General features: G+C 66.9%; 22 protein-coding genes. 6 read left to right on the forward strand and 16 right to left on the reverse strand.

The genetic code is table 11. The features are described 5' to 3' along the window. Positions 1–176 precede the first annotated feature (176 nt). The 4 genes from ACM0PY_RS08690 to mdoH are packed head-to-tail and all read right to left on the reverse strand — an operon-like array spanning position 177 to position 4,601. Positions 177–908, reverse strand: coding sequence for a LytR/AlgR family response regulator transcription factor (locus tag ACM0PY_RS08690; RefSeq protein WP_061478104.1), 732 nt, complete (start codon positions 906–908; stop codon positions 177–179). A 10-nt stretch (positions 909–918) separates the two neighbouring features. Next, positions 919–1,962: a sensor histidine kinase gene (locus tag ACM0PY_RS08695; RefSeq protein WP_180885033.1), complete on the reverse strand. Its 1,044-nt coding sequence runs from the start codon at positions 1,960–1,962 to the stop codon at positions 919–921. A gap of 3 nt (positions 1,963–1,965) precedes the next feature. Beyond that, a complete protein-coding gene (locus ACM0PY_RS08700) occupies positions 1,966–2,625 on the reverse strand; it encodes an alpha/beta hydrolase (protein WP_180885035.1) in 660 nt (219 codons plus the stop codon). 50 nt (positions 2,626–2,675) lie between these two features. Further along, on the reverse strand, positions 2,676–4,601 hold the full coding sequence (mdoH, locus tag ACM0PY_RS08705; RefSeq protein WP_134970919.1) for a glucans biosynthesis glucosyltransferase MdoH: 1,926 nt from the start codon (positions 4,599–4,601) through the stop codon (positions 2,676–2,678). Between the two features lie 497 nt (positions 4,602–5,098). Between mdoH and ACM0PY_RS08710 the strand changes: the two genes are divergently transcribed. Then, positions 5,099–7,132, forward strand: coding sequence for a TonB-dependent receptor domain-containing protein (locus ACM0PY_RS08710; RefSeq protein ID WP_180885037.1), 2,034 nt, complete (start codon positions 5,099–5,101; stop codon positions 7,130–7,132). 60 nt (positions 7,133–7,192) lie between these two features. Here ACM0PY_RS08710 and ACM0PY_RS08715 read toward each other — a convergent pair whose 3' ends face one another. Continuing rightward, positions 7,193–7,363, reverse strand: coding sequence for a hypothetical protein (locus ACM0PY_RS08715; protein ID WP_172412093.1), 171 nt, complete (start codon positions 7,361–7,363; stop codon positions 7,193–7,195). Between the two features lie 214 nt (positions 7,364–7,577). Here ACM0PY_RS08715 and ACM0PY_RS08720 point away from each other — a divergent pair, with 214 nt between their 5' ends. Beyond that, positions 7,578–7,964 (forward strand): DUF2628 domain-containing protein, encoded by a 387-nt coding sequence (locus ACM0PY_RS08720; protein WP_014648516.1) that lies wholly within the window; start codon positions 7,578–7,580, stop codon positions 7,962–7,964. 77 nt (positions 7,965–8,041) lie between these two features. On the opposite strand, the gene ACM0PY_RS08725 is transcribed toward ACM0PY_RS08720, so the two are convergent. The 3 genes from ACM0PY_RS08725 to ACM0PY_RS08735 form a co-directional block, all read right to left on the reverse strand. Beyond that, positions 8,042–10,573, reverse strand: coding sequence for a methyl-accepting chemotaxis protein (locus tag ACM0PY_RS08725; protein WP_414609396.1), 2,532 nt, complete (start codon positions 10,571–10,573; stop codon positions 8,042–8,044). A 210-nt stretch (positions 10,574–10,783) separates the two neighbouring features. Then, entirely contained in the window at positions 10,784–11,677 is an 894-nt protein-coding gene (locus ACM0PY_RS08730; protein WP_180885039.1) for an NAD-dependent epimerase/dehydratase family protein, read from the reverse strand. Positions 11,678–11,775: 98 nt separating this feature from the next. Continuing rightward, entirely contained in the window at positions 11,776–12,687 is a 912-nt protein-coding gene (locus tag ACM0PY_RS08735) for a S41 family peptidase (protein ID WP_180885041.1), read from the reverse strand. Positions 12,688–12,737: 50 nt separating this feature from the next. On the opposite strand from ACM0PY_RS08735, the gene ACM0PY_RS08740 reads away from it, so the two are divergent. Further along, positions 12,738–13,202, forward strand: a complete 465-nt coding sequence (locus tag ACM0PY_RS08740) for a MarR family winged helix-turn-helix transcriptional regulator (protein ID WP_180885043.1) — start codon at positions 12,738–12,740, stop codon at positions 13,200–13,202. 4 nt (positions 13,203–13,206) lie between these two features. Here the strand turns inward: ACM0PY_RS08740 and ACM0PY_RS08745 are convergent, their stop codons facing one another. Further along, positions 13,207–13,341, reverse strand: a complete 135-nt coding sequence (locus ACM0PY_RS08745) for a hypothetical protein (RefSeq protein ID WP_258013315.1) — start codon at positions 13,339–13,341, stop codon at positions 13,207–13,209. Between the two features lie 181 nt (positions 13,342–13,522). Between ACM0PY_RS08745 and ACM0PY_RS08750 the strand changes: the two genes are divergently transcribed. Continuing rightward, positions 13,523–13,825 (forward strand): KGG domain-containing protein, encoded by a 303-nt coding sequence (locus ACM0PY_RS08750; RefSeq protein ID WP_180885045.1) that lies wholly within the window; start codon positions 13,523–13,525, stop codon positions 13,823–13,825. A 125-nt stretch (positions 13,826–13,950) separates the two neighbouring features. Here ACM0PY_RS08750 and ACM0PY_RS08755 read toward each other — a convergent pair whose 3' ends face one another. From ACM0PY_RS08755 to ACM0PY_RS08765, 3 genes are all read right to left on the reverse strand, one after another. Further along, the gene (locus tag ACM0PY_RS08755) at positions 13,951–14,301 is read right to left on the reverse strand and encodes a VOC family protein (RefSeq protein ID WP_072167239.1); all 351 of its coding nucleotides are present in this window, start codon (positions 14,299–14,301) and stop codon (positions 13,951–13,953) included. A 104-nt stretch (positions 14,302–14,405) separates the two neighbouring features. Further along, entirely contained in the window at positions 14,406–14,606 is a 201-nt protein-coding gene (locus ACM0PY_RS08760) for a hypothetical protein (protein ID WP_061478113.1), read from the reverse strand. Positions 14,607–14,697: 91 nt separating this feature from the next. After that, positions 14,698–15,216: an SLOG cluster 4 domain-containing protein gene (locus ACM0PY_RS08765; RefSeq protein ID WP_180885047.1), complete on the reverse strand. Its 519-nt coding sequence runs from the start codon at positions 15,214–15,216 to the stop codon at positions 14,698–14,700. Between the two features lie 174 nt (positions 15,217–15,390). Here ACM0PY_RS08765 and ACM0PY_RS08770 point away from each other — a divergent pair, with 174 nt between their 5' ends. Further along, on the forward strand, positions 15,391–18,741 hold the full coding sequence (locus ACM0PY_RS08770) for an autotransporter domain-containing protein (RefSeq protein WP_134970933.1): 3,351 nt from the start codon (positions 15,391–15,393) through the stop codon (positions 18,739–18,741). A gap of 70 nt (positions 18,742–18,811) precedes the next feature. On the opposite strand, the gene cml is transcribed toward ACM0PY_RS08770, so the two are convergent. Both cml and ACM0PY_RS08780 read right to left on the reverse strand, forming a co-directional pair. Next, the gene (gene cml / locus ACM0PY_RS08775) at positions 18,812–19,999 is read right to left on the reverse strand and encodes a CmlA/FloR family chloramphenicol efflux MFS transporter (RefSeq protein ID WP_134970935.1); all 1,188 of its coding nucleotides are present in this window, start codon (positions 19,997–19,999) and stop codon (positions 18,812–18,814) included. A gap of 253 nt (positions 20,000–20,252) precedes the next feature. Then, positions 20,253–20,705, reverse strand: a complete 453-nt coding sequence (locus ACM0PY_RS08780; RefSeq protein ID WP_005419568.1) for a PA2169 family four-helix-bundle protein — start codon at positions 20,703–20,705, stop codon at positions 20,253–20,255. A gap of 467 nt (positions 20,706–21,172) precedes the next feature. On the opposite strand from ACM0PY_RS08780, the gene ACM0PY_RS08785 reads away from it, so the two are divergent. After that, positions 21,173–21,814, forward strand: a complete 642-nt coding sequence (locus ACM0PY_RS08785; RefSeq protein WP_180885049.1) for a glutathione S-transferase family protein — start codon at positions 21,173–21,175, stop codon at positions 21,812–21,814. Between the two features lie 23 nt (positions 21,815–21,837). On the opposite strand, the gene ACM0PY_RS08790 is transcribed toward ACM0PY_RS08785, so the two are convergent. Together ACM0PY_RS08790 and ACM0PY_RS08795 are read right to left on the reverse strand one after the other, a co-directional pair. Then, a complete protein-coding gene (locus ACM0PY_RS08790; RefSeq protein WP_134970939.1) occupies positions 21,838–22,245 on the reverse strand; it encodes a hypothetical protein in 408 nt (135 codons plus the stop codon). Positions 22,246–22,294: 49 nt separating this feature from the next. Further along, the gene (locus tag ACM0PY_RS08795; RefSeq protein WP_053497010.1) at positions 22,295–22,714 is read right to left on the reverse strand and encodes an H-NS histone family protein; all 420 of its coding nucleotides are present in this window, start codon (positions 22,712–22,714) and stop codon (positions 22,295–22,297) included. Positions 22,715–22,750: the final 36 nt, after the last annotated feature.

The raw sequence follows: 22,750 nt of genomic DNA on the forward strand, positions 1-22,750 counted from the left end.
GTTGGCGCCATGGATGGCGCCATCGAGCTTACATGGATGTACTTGCAGCGTGTCCCGCCGCCCCACCCCGGCCCAACCCAGCACGTAGAAACAACGAGCCATGACCCGCTGTTGCTGTTGCTGTTGCTGTTGCTGTTGATTTCACAGCAGTCGCGGCCGCAGGCCGCGCGGAACTCTCACAAGTGCCGCAGTTCCTGCTTCAGCGTCGCCACGCACCGGCGGCTGACTTCCAGCGGCTGCTTGCCATGCCGCAACACCGCCTGCACCTGCCCGCCCGAGCCCCGACGCAGCTCCACCAGCTCGTGGCGCGCCACCAGGCAGTTGCGATGGATGCGGATGAAACGACTGGCGAACTCTTCTTCCAGCGACTTCAGCGATTCCTCGATCAGGTCCTCGCCGCGCGCGTGGTGCACCACCACGTACTTCTCCTCGGCCTGCAGGTAGTGGATATCGTCCAGCGGAATCAGGCGCAGGCTGCCGCGCAGGCGTGCGCACAGCACGCTGCGTGCCTGCTGCCCGCTGTGCTCCTGTGGCCGGCCACCGCGGCCGGCCAGGAACGTGCGCGCACGCGCGATCGCCGCCGCCAACCGTTCGGCACGCACTGGCTTCATCAGGTAGTCGATCGCTGCGGCCTCGAACGCCGACAGCGCATGCGCATCGTAGGCGGTGCAGAACACCACCGCTGGCCGGGGTTCGAAACTGGCCAGGTGGCGGGCCGCTTCCAGGCCATCCAGCCCGGGCATCGCGATATCCAGCAGGACCAGGTCCGGCTGCAGCTCCGCGCACGCGTGCAGGGCCTGCTCACCGTTGCCGGCCTCGGCCACCACGTCCACGCCGTCCTGTGCCGCCAACAGGCTGCGCAGGCGCTCGCGCGCCAGCGGCTCGTCGTCGGCAATGACTACCCTCACGATCGTTCCCTCACTGGATCGGCACTGTCACCTGGCAGGCATAGTAGCCCTCGCTCCAGCCAGCCGTCATCCGCGCGGTGCTGCCGAAGCGCCAGGCCAGCCGATGGCCGATGCTGTGCTGGGCATGGCCGGCGCCGCGTGCCAGCGCCAGTCCCGGCGCCTGCGGATCGGGTGCCGGGTTGCGTACGCGGATCTGCAGCTCATTGCCCTCGCGCGCCAGCTGCAGTTCGATGGTGCCGCCGTCGGGCAGGCGCGAGATGCCATGCAGCACGGCATTTTCCACCAGCGGCTGCAGTACCAGCCTTGGCAAGGGCAGGTCCCATGGCAGCGGCTCGTCGCGCTGCCAACGCACCTGCAGGCGTTCGCCCAGGCGCAGCGATTCGATCGACAGGTAGCGCTCTGCCAGCTCGCATTCGTCGCGCAGGGTGGAATCGCCCTCGCCCGCCCCCAGCGCGGCACGGAACAGATCGGACAGGTCGAGCACCGCGCGCTCGGCGACTGCCGGGTCACGATGCAGCAGGCTGGCGATCAGGTTCATGCTGTTGAACAGGAAATGCGGGCGGATACGCGCCTGCAGCGCGTCGGCCTGCGCGCGCGCGTTGGCCTGCACCTGCGCGGCCCAGCGATCGCTTACGTAGAAGTAGCGCAGCGCCAGCGCGGCGATCAGCGCCGTGGTTGCCGCGCTGCCGAGGGTGAAACGCCAGAAGCCGATGCCACTGGCGAAGCTGTCGCCCAGCACCGCGTACAAGGCGTGCACGATGCCGGCACAGACCACCGCGATCAGGGTCGCCAGTGCGATGGCAGCGACCGCCCCCAGCACCTGCGGCAGCCTGGACAGCGCCTGCCGCAGCAGGCACAGGCTGGCGGTCACCGCCAGCGCCAGCCACAGCGCGAATCCGCTGGCCGACAGCAGTTCGCCGAAGGTCCAGTGACGGCTGCCGTCCGGCGCCAGCGCCAGTACCACCACCACCAGCTCGGCCAGGCCGAGCATCGCCGCCAGCCGTGGCAGGCGGCACAGTTCCGGCATCCACGGCGGTGTGCTGGCCGGCGACATGGCTCAGGCGGCGCCCAGGCGTTCCTGCAGCCAGTCACCCAGTGCCTGGATCTCCTCGGCACAGACCTGGTGGGCCATCGGGTAACTGTGCCACGCCACATCCAGGCCCAGCGTACGCAGTGCCTGCGCGCTGTGCGCGGCGACGGCCTGCGGGATCACCGGGTCGCCACTGCCATGGGCCATGAACACCGGCACCTGCACCGCGCCGCCAACACGCGTGGCGCTGCCGGCTTCGGGCAGATAGGTGGACAGCGCGATCAGGCCGGCCAGTGGCGCGGTACGCGAGAGCGCGGCCGTCAGGATGATCGCCCCACCCTGCGAGAAGCCTGCCAGGAAGATCTTCTCCGGCGCGATGCCGCGCTCGATCTCGCGCGCGATCAGTGCGTCCAGCTGCACCACCGATTCCTGCACGCCGGCCATGTCGGCGCGCGAACGGAAGTCCATGCCCACGATGTCGTACCAGCCGCGCATCGGCACGCCGTTGTTGATCGTGATCGGCCGCACGGGTGCGTGCGGGAACACGAAGCGCAGCGCCGGCCAGTGCGGCCGCACCAGTTCCGGCACGATCGGCGCGAAATCATGGCCGTCGGCGCCGAGGCCGTGCAACCAGATCACCGACCACTGCGGCGAGGCGCCGGTTTCCTGTTCCACCGTTTGCAGCATGATGCGGCTCCTTCAAGTTCGAGCCGCATTATGCCGCTGGCGCGGGGCAATCAGTACAGCGGCGGTTGCTCGGCCGCTTCCCGCCGCAGCTGCGCGGCGCGTACCAGCACCGGTGGCGGGATGTTCTCTTCGGGGATATCGAGCAGGCCGAGGCGATGCAGGAAAGCACCGGGGCCGCGCGAGGAGGTCAGCGCCACCACCGGAACGGCCAGAACCATGCCGATCACCACCGGCGCCATCCAGGCCGCCAGCGACGGCGATACCGCCCAGGCCAGCACGCCCATGAAGGCGCCGAACACACCCAGGCCACCGTAGCCACGGATCAACGCCATCCACGAGATGCCGCCGTCGTCACGCTGCTGCGCGTCCCAGCCGGAATCGCGCCCGGACAACACTTCGGCCACGCCGCGTGACTGCACGTACATCACCACCGGCGCCATCAGCGCGGCGAGCACGGTTTCCACCAGCATCGATACGAAGGCACGGATCGGACCGCCACAACCGCGGCGGTCGACCGGGTCCAGCAGCATTGCCAGGTAGCCGAGCACCTTGGGCAGCAGCAGCACCGCCATGGTGGCGGCGAACAGGCGCACCACCTGTTCTTCATCCTGTGCGCGCCAGTACACGCTGGGCGACAGGTGCAGCAGGGCGTTGAAATCGATGCCTTCCTGGAACAGCGGGATGGCGATGCCGATCAGCATCAGCATCGCCCACATCGGTGCGGTGAAATAGTGGCCGATGCCGATCAGCATGTGCGTGCGGCTGATCCAGTGCAGCCCGCGGCTGCCGACCACCTTGCCATGCTGCAGGTTGCCCTGGCACCAGCGACGGTCGCGCACCAGCAGGTCGGTCAGCGTCGGCGGGCCTTCCTCGTAACTGCCACCGAGGTAGGGCACCATGTGCGCGGCCCAGCCGCCACGACGCATCAGCGCCGCTTCGACGAAATCGTGGCTGAGCACGTGGCCGCCGAACGGCTTGCGCCCCGGCAGCGCCGGCAGGCCGGCGTGGTCGGCGAAGGCGCGGGTGCGAATGATGGCGTTGTGGCCCCAGTAGTTGCTCTCGGCGCCGTGCCACCAGGCCACGCCGCGGGCGATCACCGGCCCGTACACGCGGCCACCGAACTGCTGCATGCGCGCGAACAGGGTGCGGCCGCCGATCACTGACGGCAGGGTCTGTATCAGTCCGACGTCGGCGTTGTGTTCCATGCCGGCCACCAGGCGCACGATGCTGTCGCCGGTCATCAGGCTGTCGGCGTCAAGGATCAGCATCTGCGGGTAGGCACCGCCGAAGCGGCGGACCCAGTCAGCGATGTTGCCGGCCTTGCGCCCGCTGTTGTCACCACGTCGACGATAGAACAGGCGCGTCTGCCCCTCCGGCACACGCTCGCGCAGCTCGGCGAACACCTGTTCCTCGGCAGCGGCGATGTCCTCGCGGCGGGTGTCGCTGAGCACGAAGAAGTCGAAGCGGTCGAGCTGGCCGGTGGCCGCCACCGACTCGTAGATCGCCTGCAGGCCCGCCAGCAGGCGGCGCGGGTCTTCGTTGTAGGTCGGCATCAACAGCGCAGTACGGCTGTGCACGACCGGCAACGGCTTGTCCGGGTCGATGCCGAGCCGATAGCCCCGGTCGAACACAGCCGTCAGGAAGCCGGCCAGGGCACTGGCAAACGAGAGCGCGATCCAGGCAAACAGGCCGACGAACAGCACCAGCAGGCAGGCTTCGAGCACGCTGATGCCATTGGCCGACAGCACCCGCCACATCATCCGCGTAGCCAAGGCGGTCATGCCGAGCGTGCCACCAAACAGGTACAGCCGGCGCAGGCCGATCAAGCGCGGCGAGGTGCGATGCCGCCGGACCTTCAGCGCGCCTTCGCGCAGGGTCTGTTCGGGCATCGGCAACGGCGATTCAGCGGGCAGCAGCGCCCAGCCGGCATCGAGCCGGGGCGTTCCTGCTTCCGCATGGATGGTCTGCACCCCCATCGTCGCTTACTCCGCGCCGTCGGCACGGCCGGCCATCCCGGCCGGGCTGCATGCACCAAGGTTCCCGGCGCGCTTTCCCGGCGCCCGCACTTGTCCTGGCTGTGTCGGCCTCACGCCGCACAGTCGATGTCTGTCACTACCGGAACCCACACGATCTCCAACGGGGCGGAATCGAAAATGCGGCCCAGTCTAGGGCCCAGAATGTAAGCCGGGTGCGAAGGTCTACACCGGGATTTGTCCCCATTCAGCAAATAGCAGGCGATCACGCCAGGGCATGGCCAGATGTCACTGCATCGCCCCCGGTACTGGATCGTAACAAACGCGAACGGTTATCATTTAATCAACCGGGCAGGTCACCGTCTTCCGCACGGCCGCGACCCACCCAGCTGCGCCGGTCCTGACCGCGCACCCGACGACCCACGGAAGGGGGGGGCTGCCTGCTGTCTGCCTGCGCCTGCTGCTTCCACCGGGTCACCCCACCTCCCATGGAAGCCGTCATGTCCCTGTCGTCCCGTTCCCGTTCCGCGCGCCTGCCGCGCACCCGCCTGGCCACCGCCTGCCTGCTGGCCCTGCCCGGCCTGGCCGCCGCAGAGGCCGCCGCCGATGCCTCCACCAAGGACCTGGATACCGTGGTGGTCACGGCTTCAGGCAGCCAGCAGTGGATCAAGGATGCCCCGGCCAGCATCAGCGTGATCAGTCGTGAGGACATCGAGCGCCAGCCGGTGCCGGACCTGGCCGCCCTGCTCAGCCGCGTACCGGGCGTGACCGGCGGCCTCAGCGCCGTCGGCGAGCAGTCCAAGATCAAGCTGCGTGGCATGCCGTCCAACTACACGCTGGTGCTGGTGGACGGCAAGCGCATGGGCAGCTCGGCCTCGACCAACTATCGCCCCGACCTCGGCCGCCAGGACCTGAACTGGATCTCGCCGGACCAGATCGAGCGCATCGAAGTGGTGCGCGGGCCGATGTCGTCGCTGTATGGCTCCGATGCGATGGGCGGGGTGATCAACATCATCACCCGGCGCATCGGCGACGAATGGAACGGCAGCGCCACCCACAGCTACACCCGCCCGGCTGACGGCAAGCGCGGCGATACCCAGCAGATCGGCGCCACGTTCTCCGGACCGCTGGGCGAACGCTTCGGCCTGCGCATCGGTGCCAACAGCATGCGCCGCGATTCGGACCGCTCCAACGGCGGTGTCTCCGGCAATGCCTACGCGGGCGAAAAGGACCGCAATGTCGATGCGCTGCTGCAGTGGAAGCTGAGCGACGCACAGGAACTGTCGCTGGAAGCCGGGCACGGCGTGCAGCAGGCCTTCATCGATGCGTCGCTGGAAAAGCAGGACGAAGGTGCCTGGGGTGCCAGTGAGCTCAAGCGCAGCTCGCTGGCGCTCAACCACGATGGCAAGTGGCGCTTCGGCAATTCGAAGATCAGTGCGTACTGGACCGAGTACAGGAACGACATCGGTGCTGCCGGCCGTTCCGAAGCCACCGATACGATCATCGAGGGCAGCCTGACCACGCCGTTCACCCTCGGCGTTGAACACCAGTTCGCCGTAGGCGGCCAATGGAAGCGGCAGGAGCTGACCAACACCGACACCATCGGCCGCGCGCCGATCGACTATGCCGGCAACGCGGTCAGCGGCTCCACTCTGGACGTGGACACCTGGGCGCTGTTTGCCGAGGACGAGCTGAAACTGCACCGCACCCTGGCCCTGACCGTGGGCGCGCGCCTGGACCATCACGAGCAGTTCGGCGGCCACGTCAGCCCGCGTGCGTACCTGGTGTGGCACCCTGCCGAACAGTGGACGATCCGCGGTGGCGTCTCCAAGGGCTTCCGTGCGCCCAGCCTGACCGAGAACTCGGCCAGTGCCGCTACCCAGTCCGGGGGCCGCGGCTGCACCTCGCTGATCCCGCTGGGCTACACCCGCGGCGGGTGCTACATGGCCGGCAACCCGGACCTGGATCCGGAGACCAGCACCAACCGCGAGATCGGCATCAGCTTCGACAATGACCTGGTCGATGTCGGCGTGACCTATTTCCACACCGACTTCCGGAACAAGATCGAGTACGCACCACTGGGCCGGTTCAATGGCATCTGGTGGACGCGCATGAGCAACGTACAGCGCGCGCGCACCCGCGGCATGGAAGGCAACCTCAACGTCCGCTTCGGCGAGCAGTGGCGCTGGCGCACCTCGGCGACCTGGATGAAGGAAGCCAGGAACCTGACCACCGGCCGCAACCTGATCGATACGCCTGAGTTCTCCGGCTATTCGTCGCTGGACTGGGCGCCCAGCACGGTGTTTTCCGGCAGCCTGTCGGCGCAGTACACCGGCAGGCAGACCGGCACCGCCACGACCTTCCTCAAGGCCTATACGCTGTATGACCTGACCGCGGCATGGAACGTCAACGAAGTGCTGACCCTGCGCGGTGGCGTCAGCAACCTGGCCGACAAGAAGCTGTATGCGGAAGGCTCCACCGACTACTTCGTCGCCGGGCGCAGCTACTTCCTGAGCATGACCGCGCGGTTCTGACCGGCGGCACGCGCCGTGATCGCGCTGGCGACATGCCAGCGCGATCGACGGTGTTGCGGGTTACTCGCTTTCCAGCGCGGTCGGTGCCGCATCCCGCGTGGCGGCCGTGCGCGCACGGTCCATCGCCACCGCCAGTTGCTGGCGTGCGAGCAGTTGTTGTGCCTGCACCACTTCAGGTGTCGGCAGGAGCACCGGTCCCGGTGCGTTTTCCGGTGTAGCAGCTGTGGTCATGCAACCTCCATGGACATCCCGCCGCCGCACGGGTTCAGCCGGGGCGGCAGCGGAACTGCGCACCCTATCCTAAAAACGAGGCGGGCGGGTGACGGCGCGGCGCTTGGCCGCAGGCGCGGGAACAAGGCAGGCGTCACATTCTTGACGCTAGCGCTTGGATCCTGAATAGGACTTGTCCTATCATGAAAACGTTTTCTCACAGGGATGTTTCCCAATGAATACCACCGACCTGTCCCAGTTCAGCCCGAAGTGGCAGTTCCGCTTCAACTTCTTCCGCCAGCACGGCGCCCCCAAGAACCCCGGCTTCAAGCAGGCCTGGAAGGCACTGTCCTTTGGTGACCGCCTGAAGATCAACCTGAACTTCTTCGCGTTGTTCTTCGGTGCCATCTACCTGCTGATTCTCGGCATGTGGCGCAAGGCACTGGTGGTGATCGGCATCAACATCGCGCTGGCCATCGTCAGCATGTTCCTGCCGGATGTCGTCGGGCGCATGCTGTTCATCGCCATGAACCTGCTGGTCGCCTCCAGCACCAACTACAGCTACTACCTGGAAAAGGTGGAAGGACGCGCCAGCTGGAATCCGTTTGAAGGAATGTTCTGAGCCATCAGACCTGCGCAGGATGCGCGGCAAGGATGCATCCGACGCCCGGCAGCCGCCGGGCGTCTTCGTTTCCGGCATCAGGCCGCGCGGCGGGCCATGCCCTCCGGCTCGGCCTGCAGGCGGAAGCGCGACACCGCCACTGCCAGCTGCTCGGCCTGCTCCTCCATCGCACGGGCGGCGGCACTGGCTTCCTCCACCAGCGCGGCGTTCTGCTGGGTGGTTTCGTCCATCTGCACTACGGTCTGGTTGACCTGCTCGATGCCGGCCGACTGTTCGCGCGACGCGGCCGAGATCTCGGCCATGATCTCGTTGACCCGGCCGACCTGACCGACGATGTCCTGCATGGTGCGCCCCGCACCGTGCACCAGCTGCGCGCCGGCACCGACCTGGGCCACCGAGGCGTCGATCAGCTCCTTGATCTCCTTGGCGCCACCCGCCGAGCGCTGCGCCAGCGCCCGCACTTCACTGGCCACCACTGCGAAGCCACGGCCCTGTTCACCGGCGCGCGCCGCTTCCACTGCGGCGTTCAACGCCAGGATGTTGGTCTGGAACGCAATGCCATCGATCACCGAGATGATCTCGGCGATGCGCTGCGATGACGCTTCGATCTGCTCCATGGTGTGCACCACCTGGCTGACCACCTGGCCGCCTTCGCTGGCCACGCTGGCTGCGGAACCGGCCAGCGTGTTTGCCTGCAGCGCATGGTCGGCATTCTGGCGCACGGTGGAGGTCAGTTCTTCCATCGACGCGGCGGTTTCTTCCAGGTTGGCGGCCTGCTGTTCGGTGCGGCGCGACAGGTCGCTGTTGCCGGCGGCGATTTCACCGGCGGCCAGGCGGATGCTGGCCGCCGACTGCTGGATCTGGCCGACGATCTGGGTCAGCTGCTGCACGGTGCTGTTGGCATCGTCGCGCATCACCGCAAACACGCCGTGGAAGTCGCCCTGCATGCGCGCACTGAGGTCACCGGCGGCGATCGCGCGCAGCAGCGTCGACAGTGCCGCCAGGTTGTGGTCGCTGACCTGCATCATTGTGTTCAGGGTCTCCACCATGCGGCGGAAATCATGCTCGAAGCGCAGTGCATCACCGCGCACGGCGAAGTCACCGGCGGCGGCGGCGGCGGCCAGTTGCTGGATCTGCTCGTTGATCGCGGCCAGGTTGCGCTTGGTGGTCGCCATTGCGGCAGTGAACACCGCCTTCTCGCCCGGCAGCACTTCCATGTCCACGCTGAGGTCGCCCACGGCATAGCGCTGCATCACTTCAACCAGGCGCTGGGTGACCGCATTGCTGGAGGCCACCAGCTGGTTGCTGTCGGCCACCATGCGGCCGTACTCGCCCGGGAAGGCCGCAGCATCCATGCGATAGCTGAGTTCACCGGCATCGTGCCGGCGCGCCATTTCGGCCTGCGCAGCCATCACCGACTGCAACTGCCCACGCATGCCCTGCATTGCGTCCAGCAGGCGCCCCACTTCGTCGTTGCTGCGCGCCGGCAGCGTGCTGTCCAGCTTGCCGGCGGCGACATCACCGGCCACGCGTACCGCTTCGGCCAACGGGCGGATCGCCAGGCGGCGCAGCAGCACGTAGACGCCGGCGCTGAGGGTCAGCGCGGCGATCACGCCGACCAGCAGGGTCAGCCACAGCAGTTGGCGTGCCTCAGACACGATCACCGCATGCGGCATCACCACGCCCAGCGCGAAGCGTTGCGGGGCGTCGCCCACGCGCAGCGGCACATACACGCGTACGTTGCCGGCCGCGTCGGGGCTGAAGGCCTCGAACGGACGGTCGGCGGCGATGTCGGCCAGCATGCTGCGGGTCAGGGCATCGTTGCGCGGCTTGCCGATCTCGGCGGCATTGGCCGAGGCCAGCACCACGCCCTTGGGCGACAGCAGTTCGACGCGGCCAGCCCCCATCGGCTTCAGCGTTGACAGGTGCTTCTGCAGCGCTGCCAGCGAGAAGTCGACGGTGAACACGCCCAGGAATCTGCCGTTCTCGATGATCGGCGTGCTCAGGGTGCTCATGAGCACCTTCTGGCCGGCGATGTCATAGGCGTAAGGTTCGCTGACCTTGGGCAGCTTGTCGCGGCTGGGCACCATGTACCAGTCACCGGAACCGCTGGCAGTCTCGGTGTAGTCGGTCATCACCGACTGCTGCGGTTTGCCGTCTTGCCAGGCCCAGTAGCTCATGTAGCGGCCGGTGGCATCGTGTGCTTCGGTATTGACGAACTCCGCATCCCTGCCGTCGAAGGCATCGGCCTCCCACATGGTGCTCTTGCCCAGCCATTGAGGATGAGCACGCAGCTGTTCGCCGAGCACCGCCGCCAGGCTGGCGCGGTCGGGTATGTCACCACGGGCACGCTGGGCCAGCACGGCCTCGACCATGGCGTCATTGCTGGCGAAAGCGGTGCCCAGATCAGCCGCCACCTGGCGCGCCTCAGCGTTGGCCTCGCTGGTCATGGTCTGGCGCGAGGCGCTGATCAGACTGGCGCTGGCCTGCCGGTAGATCAGGAAGGCGGTCAGGCCGAAGCACAGCAGCGCGATCACGGCGGTGCCCAGCATCAACTTGTGGGCGATGCTGCCCGGGCGTTGGGCAGTGGCAGAGCGGGAAGAAGACATGGGAGGGTCCGCAAGCAGTTCAGGACGACCGGCACCACGAGGGCACCGCGCAGGCGCGCGATCCGTCGCGCAGGCCACCGGCAGCCGGGGCGCGCCCGGCGCTGGAAGCGCACTGGGTTAGCGGCCGCCCGCCAACGAGGTTGAGGCGGTCGGCCTGCACATTCCTGAATCCGCTCAGGGTCGGCTCAGCGTTCCCCCCTCGCGATGCCCTCACTCGGCCACGCGGTCCTTGATCCACTGTGCCCGCGGCAGTACCTCGATGCTGCCGACGGCATACTGCTGCAGCACGTCGTCCGGCCCGAAGCACGGTTGCCAGCCCAGCTCGCTGCGCAGGCGGGCACTATCGTAGACACGGTCGATGCTCAATGGCAGCGGCCAGCCACGGCGTTCGAACTCGGCCAGCAGCTGCGGCGCGCGACGGGCCAGCACGCTGCGCGGGTGCGTGGCCAGCTCCAGGCAGTCCTCGCGCCGGAACGGCGTCGGCGCACAGGCGAGGTAGCGCGCGAACGGGGCGCCTTCGTCGAGCAGCAGTGCAGCATGTGCGCTGGCCACATCGCGGGCGTCGATGCCGCGATGCAGGCGGAACATCGCCATCCGTTCGGGCGGTTCCGGGAAACACCGGCCCATGCGCAGCACGCGAACGCTGAAGCCCGGCGTGGCGGCGGCTTCGGCCAGGGTCTCTGCCTGCAGCTTGGTACGGTGGTAGATCGTGCGCGGCAGCGGCTCGGTGTCTTCGTCGATCCAACGGCAGCCACCGGCCACCACGGCATGGCCATACAACGCAGTGGTGCTGGTCAGCACGAAGCGCCGTGCACCGGCTTCGCGTGCCGCCTGCAGCAGGTGTGCGGTGGCCTCCACGTTGATCTGCTGGAACACCGCATCCGGCACCAGGCCGACATGCGGGGCATGCAGGGCCGCGGTATGGATGACCGCATCCACGCCCTGCACCGCGCGCGCGACGGCCTGCCGATCGCTGACATCGGCAATGATGCGCGTGGTGGCAAACGGACTGCGGTCCAGCCCCACCACTTCGTGGGCGGCCGCCAACGCACCGAAGATCGCGCGCCCGATGCGGCCGGAACTGCCGGTCAACAGAATCTTCATTGAGTCCATTCACTCGAAGCGCCCGGGAACTACCGGGATGCTTCGATTCTAGGCATGCAATCGCGCATCCGCGATAGGACAGCCATGCAATCGTGCGTTCATCTTGACGACTTCGCAGACGCCAGCAGTTGCCGCGCGATGAACAGCGGATCGTCGCCGCCGGCCACATCAGGCCTCACGCCAGTACGTTCCCAGTTTCCACCGGTGCGCAGATTGATGGGTTGCCGGTCGGGAATACTGATCTGATAGCCATCGGGCAGCAGCACAGGATCACCAAACATATGCGCGGCACCGCCACTGCGCGTGCCGACAATCCGCGCGCGGCCCAGTGCCTGAAGCGAATAGGCGACGAACTCGGCCGCCGAACCGGTGCGGCGGTCGATCAGCACCACCAGCGGTTTCAGGTACGCAGGCAGGCTGGCAGGCGGCAGCGGTACCGGCGTGCGCCGGCCGCGCTGGTCCAGCTGCTGCACCGCGTCGATCTTCGCGTCCAGCAGCGTGCGTACCAGCAGGTCGGCACTTGCATCGTCGCCGCCCCCGTTCTGGCGCAGATCCAGCACCAGGCCATCGGTGTCGGCCAGCAGGGCAAGGGCCGCAGCGAACTTCGGGCGCGCCAGATCCAGCGGATAGAAGGTACTCAGCCGCAGGTAGCCAATGTTGCCCTCCATCACCCGCAGCTCGCGCACGCCGGCACCATTGCCGCGGGCATCGGCGCGCCAGGCCATCAACCAATCGTCCTGGCCGGCCGCTGCGTCCACGCGTTCAACATGGAAGTGGCCATCGAACATGTCCAGGTCCTGGTTCAGGCGTGCGCTGAACGCAACCGGATCCGAACAGCTGTCCGCATAGCGCTGCTGCACCGACCAGGTGCGCAGGGCATCGGCGATACGGGCGCCCTCCGCCTCGTCAAGGTACTGCGCCTGCACGGCGGTGGCCGCCGCGCGCAGCACGCCGTCCTGCGCCGGGCAGGCCCCTGCCAGCAACGCAGCGAGCATCCAGGACACGGCCATCAACCACCTCCGCGTTGAAGATATATAAGCGCTTATATATCATCCTGGTCATGGATCTCCAACACGCCACGCTCGGCACGTTGCTGCGCGCCCTGCTCGAGCAGCTGGACCCGGCGGTCGAGCAGGCCTACCGGGACCTGCAACTGGACTACCGGCCCCGCTACACACCGGTGCTGCGCACGCTGATGGCGCAGGGCCCCTGCCGGATCAAGGACCTGGCATCGGCCTGCGGGCTCAGCCATTCGGCGCTCAGCCAGACCGTGGCGGCGATGGTGCGCGATGGCTGGCTGCACGCGTCCAGCGGCGACGATGGTCGTGAACGCATCCTGCAGTTGAGCCCCCGCGCACAGCGCGCGATGCCTGCGCTGCAGGGGCAATGGCAGGCCACTGCCGTAGCGGCGCGCAGCCTCGATGCCGATGTGGGGCAGCCGCTGGAGCAGGTACTGCGCGACGCCCTTGCAGCGCTCGCACAGCGGCCCTTCGCGCAGCGCCTGCAGGACGCCCGCCGGCGCTGAAGCCTTACTGCTCTGCGGCCATTTCGATTTCGCTGGGGAAGGTCCAGCCGCCGTTGCCCAGGCGCAGCTCCAGCGTGCGGCACTGCGCGGCCAAAGGAGCTGTATGGCCGAGCACGTACTCCTCTTCGGTCGAGCCCATCACGCCGGCCTGGGTGAAGGGTGCAGTTCATCCTAGCCACGCAGGGCGATGCGCGCAGCGGCGTATCTGCGCCGTGAAAAGCAGTACGGTGCGGCGTGAAGGCAGCCGCACCGGTGCGGACACTCCGTTAGCCGGGGACCGGCAAGGATGAGCTTCCCTTCCATGCAACGGGAGCCTTCCCATGGCCGACCAGCACCACGGCACTTCCCATCGTGGCTTCGCCTCGATGGACCGGGACAAGCAGCGCGCGATCGCCGCAAAGGGAGGACGCGCCGCGCATGCGTCCGGCAATGCACATGAGTTCAGCCCGGCCGAGGCACGCGTGGCCGGCCGCAAGGGCGGCGAGGCGATCAGCCGCAACCGCCAGCACATGGCAGCGATCGGCCGAGAAGGCGGGCACGCTCGCCACGCCAATGCACGGCAGCAGCGGCAAGCGGCCGAAGCGACGCCAACGAGGGACGGTCCACAACGCCAGCAGGGCTGACCGCGGCGCGTCCAGGCGCGCCTGTGCTGCCGGAGCAGCCCGGATGCCGCGAGCAGGGCCAGCACGCCGGTAGACGGTCATCGTCCCGCGCGCACCGTCAGGCGTGGCGAGGCACCATCCACCGCTCAGGCGTGGGCGAGGATGTTCAACAGCCGACCGAACGGATCGCGGACGAAGAAGCGCCGCACGCCCCAGGGTTCGTCGGCCGGGCCATATTCCAGCGCGATGCCGGCCGCGCGCATGCGCTGCAGCACGTCCTGCAGATTGTCCACTTCGATCGACAGGTCCGGCACCGGCGTGCCCGAGCCCCCTTCGCTGGCGAAGCTGACCTGCGCTTGCGCACTGCCCTGCCCGCCGTGGGTGACGATCCAACCATGGTCCATCACCACCGGCATGCCGAGCAGCTCGCCATAGAACGCAGCGGCACGTGAGGGATCGGGCGTGGCGATGTTGGCGACGACACGCTTGACGGCCATGTTCCACTCCACCAGGAAGAATGTGTCGAGACTGCCCGACCTTGCGCACGAACAGAAGAGCCCCGTCACGGACGGGGCCCGTCTTCAGCCGAGCATGGCTGGGCTTACACCGCGCCGCAGCGCTCCATGACACATCGATCGTATTCGTACTGGCATTCCATGGCATCACCACCACCGGACACACATGCCTGGTAAGCCTTCCAGCAGGGTAGATCGCAGGGCTGGACCGGTCCGGCCACGGCCACCGAGCCGCTGCAGGCCAACGCGAACACAACACCGGCGATCACTTTCCCGAAAGTACGCATCGACATCGCTCCTTGATAAGCCTGGTGATCCCAGGCCGGGCCACCTTAGCGCTGCACACGGGACGCTGGGTGAAGGCCGATGCCGCTCGACTCAGCGGTGCAGCAACCCCAGCACACGCAGCTGCCCGGCCAGCTCATCAATGTTGCGCCACGGCAGGATCGGCGAATTGCCGCGCTCGTCCGGCGGGTTGTCCGGCAGCGCATCGGACCAGCCACCGGCCCCCACCAGCGGCAGCAGCGGCCGCTTGTGCAGCCAGGCCAGGCAAACCTCCGAGATCGTACCGGCGCGCCCGCCGATCACGATGCAGGCATCACCGGCCAGGGCCATGATCAGGTTGCGCGCATCGCCCATGCCACAGGGCACCACCACCGTGGCGGGCCAATCGGTTGCCGGCATGCCGCTTTCCGGGATCACGCTGAGCACCTGGCCACCGGCGGCTACCGCCTGCTCGGCAGCTACCCGCGTAGCGGCGCTGCCACAGCCGCTGACCAGCGTGATGCCCTGCACGGCCAGGAAACGCCCTGCTTCAGCTGCGCGCTCGAACGCGTCGCTGCCAGGATCGGCACTACCCAATATCGCCAACTGTGGTTTACGCAATGCGCTACGCATGGACGGCTCCAAGGCCTCGAAAAGAAAGGTCGCGGCGCCCGGCCCGGCGGAGCCACGTCATGCACCGATCACACAACATTAACACGTTCATAAAAATCCCTTCACATTACTGGGGGATATCGCCATGCCTTTGCGTTAACGGCCTTGATGTCCGTCAACCAAGGAAGTTGTCCGATGAATCACCCGCTGTACGGCCGTTCGTCCCGCTCCCTGGCGCACCGCCCGCTGGCGCTTGCCGTCGCCAGCTCGCTGCTGCTGGTCACCGCACTGCCAGCCATGGCCAGCGAATCACTCGAGGCTTGGCAGCAGCAGCGCCAGATGCAGGCTGCATGGGCGCAGCCTGCTGCCAACGCTGCACCCGCAGCGACGGCCGCTGCACCTGCCGCCAGCAGCACCGCCGTTCTTGGCAACCCGGGCGATCCGGCCAGCTGGCGCAGCGATGAGTTCAACGCCGATTGGGGCCTGGGTGCGATGGGCGCGGACTACGCCTATGCACGCGGCCTGACCGGCAAGGGCGTACGCCTGGCGCTGTTCGATTCGGGCTCCGCGCTGGCGCATCCGGAGTTTGCAGGACGCAATACCTCCAGCATCACCATCGGTGCCGACTGCGCGACGCAGGGTGTGGTCGCGGGGACCGGTGCCTGCGGGCAGACCCGCGGCGAACAGCCCGGCTACAACTACTACGGCCTCGGTGCCGGCGTTCCGGCCGCACTCGCGGCACGCCTGATCGCGGCCGGCCAGCCCTATGGCTTCAGCTACGCCGACCACGGAACGCATGTACTTGGCACCATCGGCGCCAACCGCAATGGCACCGGCATGCATGGCGTGGCCTTTGGTGCGGATCTCACCGCCGCCCGCGTGTTCGGCGACACCTACTATGAGTGGCGCCTGGATCCGGACAAGTACTATCGCCCGCGCGCGGTGTACCGCACTGATCCGGATGACGCCGCCACGCTGGATATGTATGCACAGATCCAGGCGCAGGGCGTGCGTGCCATCAACCACAGCTGGGGCATCTCCACGCGCAACATGACCGCCGCCGCGCTGGACCAGCAGTACGCCAACATCGGTGCCGACTACGGCGTGTATGGCAGCATCTACGCCAACAATGGCGATACCCCGGGCTCCACCCTCATCCAGGTGTGGTCGGCTGGCAACGGCAGCGGCGCCGTCGCCGGAATCACGGCCGCCATGCCGCGCTGGAAGCCCGAACTGGAACCGTACTGGCTCGCGGTCGCCAACGTCCGCCGGCCCAACGCCGCTGCGGGCGAAACCGACTATGTGATCGATGGCAGTTCCAGCATCTGCGGCGTTGCCGCCAACTGGTGCATCTCGGCACCCGGCACCGACATCGTCAGCACCATCGTGTCCGGCGATATCCAGGGCCGCGTCGAGAACACCTCCGCCTATGTGCGGCTGATCATCGACAGCGAGAATACCCAGTACGTCTATGGCACCAAGACCGGCACGTCGATGGCGGCGCCGCACATCACCGGCGCGCTCGGCCTGCTGATGGAGCGCTTCCCCTATCTGGACAACGCGCAGGTGCGCGACGTGCTGCTGACCACCGCACGCGACCTGGGTGCAGCAGGCATCGATCCGATCTACGGCTGGGGCATGGTGGACCTGAAGAAGGCCATCGAGGGCTACGGCTCGCTGCGCGTGGACACCAACGTGGTGATGAACCAGAAGGCCGGCGGCCTGAAAGTCTGGGAAGGCGATGCCTGGGACAACTGGACCAACGACATCGGTGGCCCTGGCAAGCTGACCAAATCCGGTATCGGCTGGCTGCGCCTGAGCGGCAACAACAGCTTCAACGGCGCGGTACTGCAGGACGGTACGCTGGAATTGAACGGCGCCAACACGCTTGCCTCGGCGGTCGAAGTACAGGGCGGCCAGTTGCTGCTCAACGGCAGCCTGGTCTCCACCGCACTGACCACTACCGGTGGCGTGAGCGCGGTCAGCGCCAGCGGCGTGTTGAACAACAGCAACCTGGTGATCAACGGCGGCGTGGTGTCCTTCAACGGCACGCAGACCGGCGGCACCACCACGGTCGGCGCCAACGGCCTGCTGAAGGGCGTCGGCACGCTCGGCAATACCCGCGTGGACGGCATCATCGCGCCGGGCAACTCGATCGGCACGCTGACCATCAACGGCAATTACGTGCAGGGTGCCACCGGCGTCTATGCCGCCGAGCTGGCCCCGGGTGGCCGCAGTGACCAGTTGCACGTGACCGGCACCGCCACCCTTGGCGGCACACTGGTCGCGCTGCCGGAGCCGGGTGTGTACTACCTCGGCGAGCAGTTCAACTTCCTGCGTGCCGACGGAGGCATCAACGGCCAGTTCGCCAAGACCGACTTCAGCGCGTTCTCCCCATTCCTGCAGTTCAGCCTGGCCTACGGCACCAACGGCACGCGCATCGACGTCGCCCGTGGCGCTTCACTGACCACCGCCGCGCACACGCCCAACCAGCGTGCCGTGGCGGCCGCCGCCGACCTGCTGCCGATCGCCCAGGGCCTGCCCAAACCACTGACCCAGCTGTTCCCGCAGCAGGTTGGAGGCGTGCTCGATGGCCTCAGCGGCGAGCTGCATCCGGCCACGGCCATCGCCCTGGTCGAGGGCAGCCGCTACGTGCGCGATGCCGCGTTGTCACGCCGTGCCGGCGCCGCCGCACCCGGTAGCGACGTGGGTGACGCGACGGGTGCATGGGTGCAGGCCATCGGTGGCAACAGCAAGCTGGACGGTGACGTCAACACTGCCCGCACCGAAGCCAACAGCAACGGCCTGCTGGTCGGCATCGACCGCGAATTCTCCGGCTGGCAGGTCGGCGTGCTGGCCGGTACGGGCCGCACCGACGTGAAGCAGCAGGAGCGTCGCGCCAAGTCGAAGATCGACAACACGCACTTCGGTGCCTACGCCAGCCACAACTGGGGCGGTTTCGGCCTGCGCGGTGGTGTGGCGTGGAGCAAGCACGAGGTGAAGAGCACGCGTGATGTCGCCTTCGCAGGCTTCAGCGACAGCCTGAGCGCGCGCTACGACGCCCGCACCCGCCAAGCCTTCATCGAAGCCGGCTACCGCTTCGGTGGCCCGGAAGCCGGGCTGGAGCCCTACCTGCAGGTCGCACGCGTGGAAGTGGACCTCAAGCGCGTCAACGAACGCGGTGGAGCAGCGGCACTGCAGGGCAAGGTGGACGATACCGGAACCACGATTGCCACTGCCGGCCTGCGCTTCGACAAGGGACTGAAGGCTTCGTTCCAGCAGGAGAGCTGGCTGCACCTGCGCGGTGGCGTCGGCTATCGCCGCGCTTCCGGTGATCGCAGCCAGGTCGCCAACCTGGCCTTCGCCAACGGAAGCACGACGTTTGCGGTCAACGGCGCGCCGATCGCCGACAACGCGGTGGTGGCCGAACTGGGCCTGTCGGCCTGGCTGACCGAGCGCCAGCAGCTGGAACTGGGCTACAGCGGCCAGTACGGCAGTGAAAGCCGCGACCACAGTGCGAATGTGCGCTGGTCGGTGCGCTTCTAGTTCCCGTCACGTGTTCTCATGAAGGATTGGGGCGGCCTGATGGCCGCCCTTTTTTTATCACCGGCCGAGGCTAGCGGCGGCCGCGCAACATCGCCGCGGCGACCAGGCTGGCCACTGGCAGCAACAGCCCATAGGCCACCAGCGGCCATACCGTATCGCCTGGCAGCAGCACCGTAGCCAGTGTTCCGAAGCAGGCCACGATCAGGCTCTGCATCGCGTAGTAGAGCGCCACCGCCATACCCGACGCATCGGCAAATTCACTCAACGCGCCGCTGGCAGCCACCGAAACCACCATCACCAGCCCCACCGCGATGCCCCACATGGGCAGCACGGCGCTGGCGAATGACAGTGGCAACTCCGCAGCGAGCGCCATCAACAACACACCCGCCACCATCACGCACAGGCCACGCACGAATGTGCCAGGCACCGCCCAGCGCGCGATGAACGTCTTCGCCATGCGCGACGTGAGGACCATCACCAGTGCCACCGTCGCGAACGCCAGGCTGAAGGTGATCTGGGAGTACTGCATGCGCTCGACCAGCACGCGCGGTGCGATCGAGAAGAACACGAAGAACGTGCCCATCGCGGCACTGAATCCCAGCGTGTAGACCCAGAAGGCACCACTGCGAAGAATTTTCTGCAGTGCCGGTCCAGCGTCTCTGCGCCCTGCGGGTCGGGTTTCCTGCCACTGGCGTTGCGCGCGCAGGACGGCGACCAGGCCAAGCACACCCAGCAGCACGAAGATCGCACGCCAGCCTGCTGCTGCAGCCACCAGTGCACCCAGCATCGGCCCCAGTGCCGGCACGAAGGCCAGCATCGAAGCGAACAGTCCATACAAGGACGCCCCCTGAGGTGTATCCGCGTATACGTCGCGGACGGTGGCAAACGTCGCTACCAGCGCTGCCGACGCGCCAATCGCCTGCACTGTGCGCCAGGCCAGGAAGAACCCGCTGTTGCTGGACAACGCCAGCGCAAACGAGGCAACGGTGAACAGCAACGCCCCCAGCAACAGCACGGGGCGGCGCCCGATCCGGTCGGACAACGGGCCGAACAGCAGTTGACCGACGCCGAGCACCAGCAGGTAGATGCTCAGCGTCAATTGCACCCGCGCAGGCGATGTTCCCAAGGCGCCAGGCATCAAGGGCACTACAGGTAGATAGATATCCATGGCCAGCGAGGCCAGGAGGTCGAACGGCGCCATCAGCGCAATGGCCGATGGCAGGGTATGGGCCCAACGCGGGGCCTGTCGATTGAACATGGGGAGTCTCCGCCCAGAGTGAGTCCGGCGGTGATCCATCCACTTCGCATGCATCGCAGGGATGTTCACCGCAACAACGTCTGCGTCGTTGTTGCGGCTCAGCGAACTGTCTGCGGACCGTTCCCGTTGTTCATGGTGCTCATTGTTGGCAGTGCGGAACCGGCAAGAGTGTAGCAGCGACCAATTCAGGGTGGCCGGGGCAGCGGTGCCGCCCCGGCCGCGGCGTCCCTGGGGAGTGGGACGCCGCTGATCGTCAGGCCGCCTTCATCGCATGCTTGCGCGCGCGCATCACGTTGTGGCACTCCTGCACTTCCGGCAACAGCTGGGTAACTTCCTGGCGGACCGCCGGCGGAAGCTCGTTGTCCTTCAGCACGTCCTTGAACGCGCCCAGCAGGCGGTCCTCCGATTCTTCCAGCTCGGCCACATAGCCATAGTTGGTGTCACCGAAGGCTGCACGCACCTTGCCGTAGAACTGCTGCATCGAACCCACCACGGTGCCATGCTCGGCCGGCTTGCCGCCGCTGGCAGCCACCGAGCCACTCAATGCGGCCACGATGCGACCCTTGACACCGGCAATGCGGGTGAACAGGGCCGACAGCTCGGCATCCTTCACCTTGGTTGCGGCTTCTTCATAGAACGACTTGCCGTCACGGGCGATCTCGATCAGGTCGTTGAGACGGTGTTCGATGGTGGACTGGGTGCTCATGGCGTTGCTCCTGTATCGTCGTTTCGGGGGAGAAAAGCAGCCTCGACCGCGCTGCCTGTGGATCCACTCTGGACACACTCGTGTGGTTCGCAGGTGAGCAACGATTGATACGTACATCACTTCACCCAACCCGCACTGACTTTTTCACGCGGCGGTGGCGCGTGGATCACATCGAGCAATCCTGGGCAGGGTCACCAAGGAACAAAGAGGATGATCAGCACGATCACCAGGACCGCAACGAGTGCTCCCATCAGCACGTTTCTCTGGCGCCAACTGGGCTTCGGTTTTCCGGGGGTATTCATGCCTGTTACCTGTCTCTGCGGATGACCCCGACAGACTGATGTATCCAGGACAGTGCGTGCGTGCAGAACACGTGCAGGCAACGTGCAGGGCACCGCCCGCATGTCGATTTACGGCGCACTCGCTCGTCAGATCATCAAAGCCATCCTTGACCGCGGACTGCTCCCATGCCTCCCATCCTCACCGTCTTCGCCACCTCCCCCCACCGCGGCCAGGGCCTGGCCCGTGACATGCGCGTGCGCTGGGCACTGGAGGAACTGGCCGTAGCCTATGACGTACAACTGCTCACCTTCACCGAAATGAAGCAGCCCGCGCACCTGGCACGGAATCCGTTCGGGCAGATTCCCACCTGGCAGGAGGGCGACCGGACCCTGTTCGAATCCGGCGCCATCGTCCTGCACCTGGCCGAACAGCACCCCGGCCTGCTGCTGCGCGATCCGTACGCCCGCATGCGCGTGATCATGTGGGTGTTCGCTGCGCTGAACACGGTGGAACCCCCCATCGTTGAGCGCTCCATGGCCTGGGTGCTGGAGCGCGAGCAGCCGTGGTACGCACAGCGGCTGCCAATGCTGGATGAGCGGGCTCGGGCGCGACTGGCGCAACTGTCGACATGGCTGGCCAAGGCGCCGTGGCTGGATGGCGATTTCAGCGTGGGCGACCTGATGATGGTCTCGGTGCTGCTGCGCCTGAAGAGCAGCGGGCTGCTCGACGAGTATCCGACGGTGGCCGCCTATGTGGCCCGCGCGACGCAGCGGCCCACCTACCAGCGCGCCTTCGCCGCGCAGCTGGCCGTATTCCAGAACGGGTAGTTCCACGCCATGCGTGGAAACACTCAGCGCAAGCTGCGCCGGCAGGCGGCCTGCACCAGCATCAGCTGCGCCACCAGGATCAGCATCGCGCAGCCCGACAACAGCCAAGGGTCGATGTACCACTGCTCATTGAAACTGAAGTCGCCTGCGGAAATGCGTTTCCAACCGTTGAAGTGCTGCATCGCTGCGACCACGAAGGCGAAGCCACTCGCTGTGTACGACAACCAGGGCACGATGAGGCTCCCAGGGCGCGCGAACAGCGTCAGCAGGCCGAGCACGCCGATGACCGTGCGCTGCACGCGGCAGTACGGGCAGACATAGGCCATCCCGCTCCATTCCACCGCCCAGGCCAGCAGGCTGACCAACATGCCCGCCACTGCGGCGGCGTGCAGGACTTTCGGCGTGATCGTCATGCCACTCTCGTGTGCCATCCCGTGCTCCTTGGTTGAAAGACCCGGGCAGGGTAGCAGTGCTGCAGCGTCATCCCTTCTTGATGACGGTCCGCTTGCCGATGGTGCTGGTTTTGCCAGCGGTCGGCCTGGCCAAGCCAGGAATCAGGAAATCGGTGACCTTGTGGCCCATCGACACCTTGGACGCCAACCAGCGCGGCATGCGCCCGCGACCGGTCCAGGTCAGGCGCTTGTATTCCGGGTCGCGATACTTGGGCGCGACTTTGCCGGATTTACGGCGGACGGCTTTTCGGGCGGGCGCAGGTGTTTCCGAGGCTTGGCCGCCAAAGAGTTCTTCAAGGGTGTAGCCGGCTTCGGCGGCGGCGGCCTTCAGCATCCGCCGCACCGCACTGGCCGGACGGCGGCTGGAAATCAGCTGTTTCCGCCGTTCAGCGGCAACCACCAGGGCACCCAGCTCGCGAAGGCTGAGCGATTCAATATCGATCGTCATGCGGGAAAGGTCTACTGCAGCGCGGCAGCTGTCAAG

This window comes from Stenotrophomonas sp. BR163 (assembly GCF_047520985.2).
GTDB classification, from domain to species: Bacteria; Pseudomonadota; Gammaproteobacteria; order Xanthomonadales; family Xanthomonadaceae; genus Stenotrophomonas; species Stenotrophomonas sepilia.

Coding starts and splice junctions, on each gene's coding strand:
- ACM0PY_RS08745 (WP_258013315.1), bottom strand. CDS start 13,341: ATGGGCTCGACCGAAGAGGAGTACGTGCTCGGCCATACAGCTCCTTTG.
- ACM0PY_RS08695 (WP_180885033.1), bottom strand. CDS start 1,962: ATGTCGCCGGCCAGCACACCGCCGTGGATGCCGGAACTGTGCCGCCTG.
- ACM0PY_RS08725 (WP_414609396.1), bottom strand. CDS start 10,573: ATGTCTTCTTCCCGCTCTGCCACTGCCCAACGCCCGGGCAGCATCGCC.
- ACM0PY_RS08740 (WP_180885043.1), top strand. CDS start 12,738: ATGGATCTCCAACACGCCACGCTCGGCACGTTGCTGCGCGCCCTGCTC.
- ACM0PY_RS08750 (WP_180885045.1), top strand. CDS start 13,523: ATGGCCGACCAGCACCACGGCACTTCCCATCGTGGCTTCGCCTCGATG.
- ACM0PY_RS08710 (WP_180885037.1), top strand. CDS start 5,099: ATGTCCCTGTCGTCCCGTTCCCGTTCCGCGCGCCTGCCGCGCACCCGC.
- ACM0PY_RS08760 (WP_061478113.1), bottom strand. CDS start 14,606: ATGCGTACTTTCGGGAAAGTGATCGCCGGTGTTGTGTTCGCGTTGGCC.
- ACM0PY_RS08700 (WP_180885035.1), bottom strand. CDS start 2,625: ATGCTGCAAACGGTGGAACAGGAAACCGGCGCCTCGCCGCAGTGGTCG.
- ACM0PY_RS08770 (WP_134970933.1), top strand. CDS start 15,391: ATGAATCACCCGCTGTACGGCCGTTCGTCCCGCTCCCTGGCGCACCGC.
- cml (WP_134970935.1), bottom strand. CDS start 19,999: ATGTTCAATCGACAGGCCCCGCGTTGGGCCCATACCCTGCCATCGGCC.
- ACM0PY_RS08795 (WP_053497010.1), bottom strand. CDS start 22,714: ATGACGATCGATATTGAATCGCTCAGCCTTCGCGAGCTGGGTGCCCTG.
- ACM0PY_RS08790 (WP_134970939.1), bottom strand. CDS start 22,245: ATGGCACACGAGAGTGGCATGACGATCACGCCGAAAGTCCTGCACGCC.
- ACM0PY_RS08780 (WP_005419568.1), bottom strand. CDS start 20,705: ATGAGCACCCAGTCCACCATCGAACACCGTCTCAACGACCTGATCGAG.
- ACM0PY_RS08730 (WP_180885039.1), bottom strand. CDS start 11,677: ATGAAGATTCTGTTGACCGGCAGTTCCGGCCGCATCGGGCGCGCGATC.
- ACM0PY_RS08720 (WP_014648516.1), top strand. CDS start 7,578: ATGAATACCACCGACCTGTCCCAGTTCAGCCCGAAGTGGCAGTTCCGC.
- ACM0PY_RS08755 (WP_072167239.1), bottom strand. CDS start 14,301: ATGGCCGTCAAGCGTGTCGTCGCCAACATCGCCACGCCCGATCCCTCA.
- ACM0PY_RS08765 (WP_180885047.1), bottom strand. CDS start 15,216: ATGCGTAGCGCATTGCGTAAACCACAGTTGGCGATATTGGGTAGTGCC.
- ACM0PY_RS08735 (WP_180885041.1), bottom strand. CDS start 12,687: ATGGCCGTGTCCTGGATGCTCGCTGCGTTGCTGGCAGGGGCCTGCCCG.
- ACM0PY_RS08785 (WP_180885049.1), top strand. CDS start 21,173: ATGCCTCCCATCCTCACCGTCTTCGCCACCTCCCCCCACCGCGGCCAG.
- ACM0PY_RS08715 (WP_172412093.1), bottom strand. CDS start 7,363: ATGACCACAGCTGCTACACCGGAAAACGCACCGGGACCGGTGCTCCTG.
- mdoH (WP_134970919.1), bottom strand. CDS start 4,601: ATGGGGGTGCAGACCATCCATGCGGAAGCAGGAACGCCCCGGCTCGAT.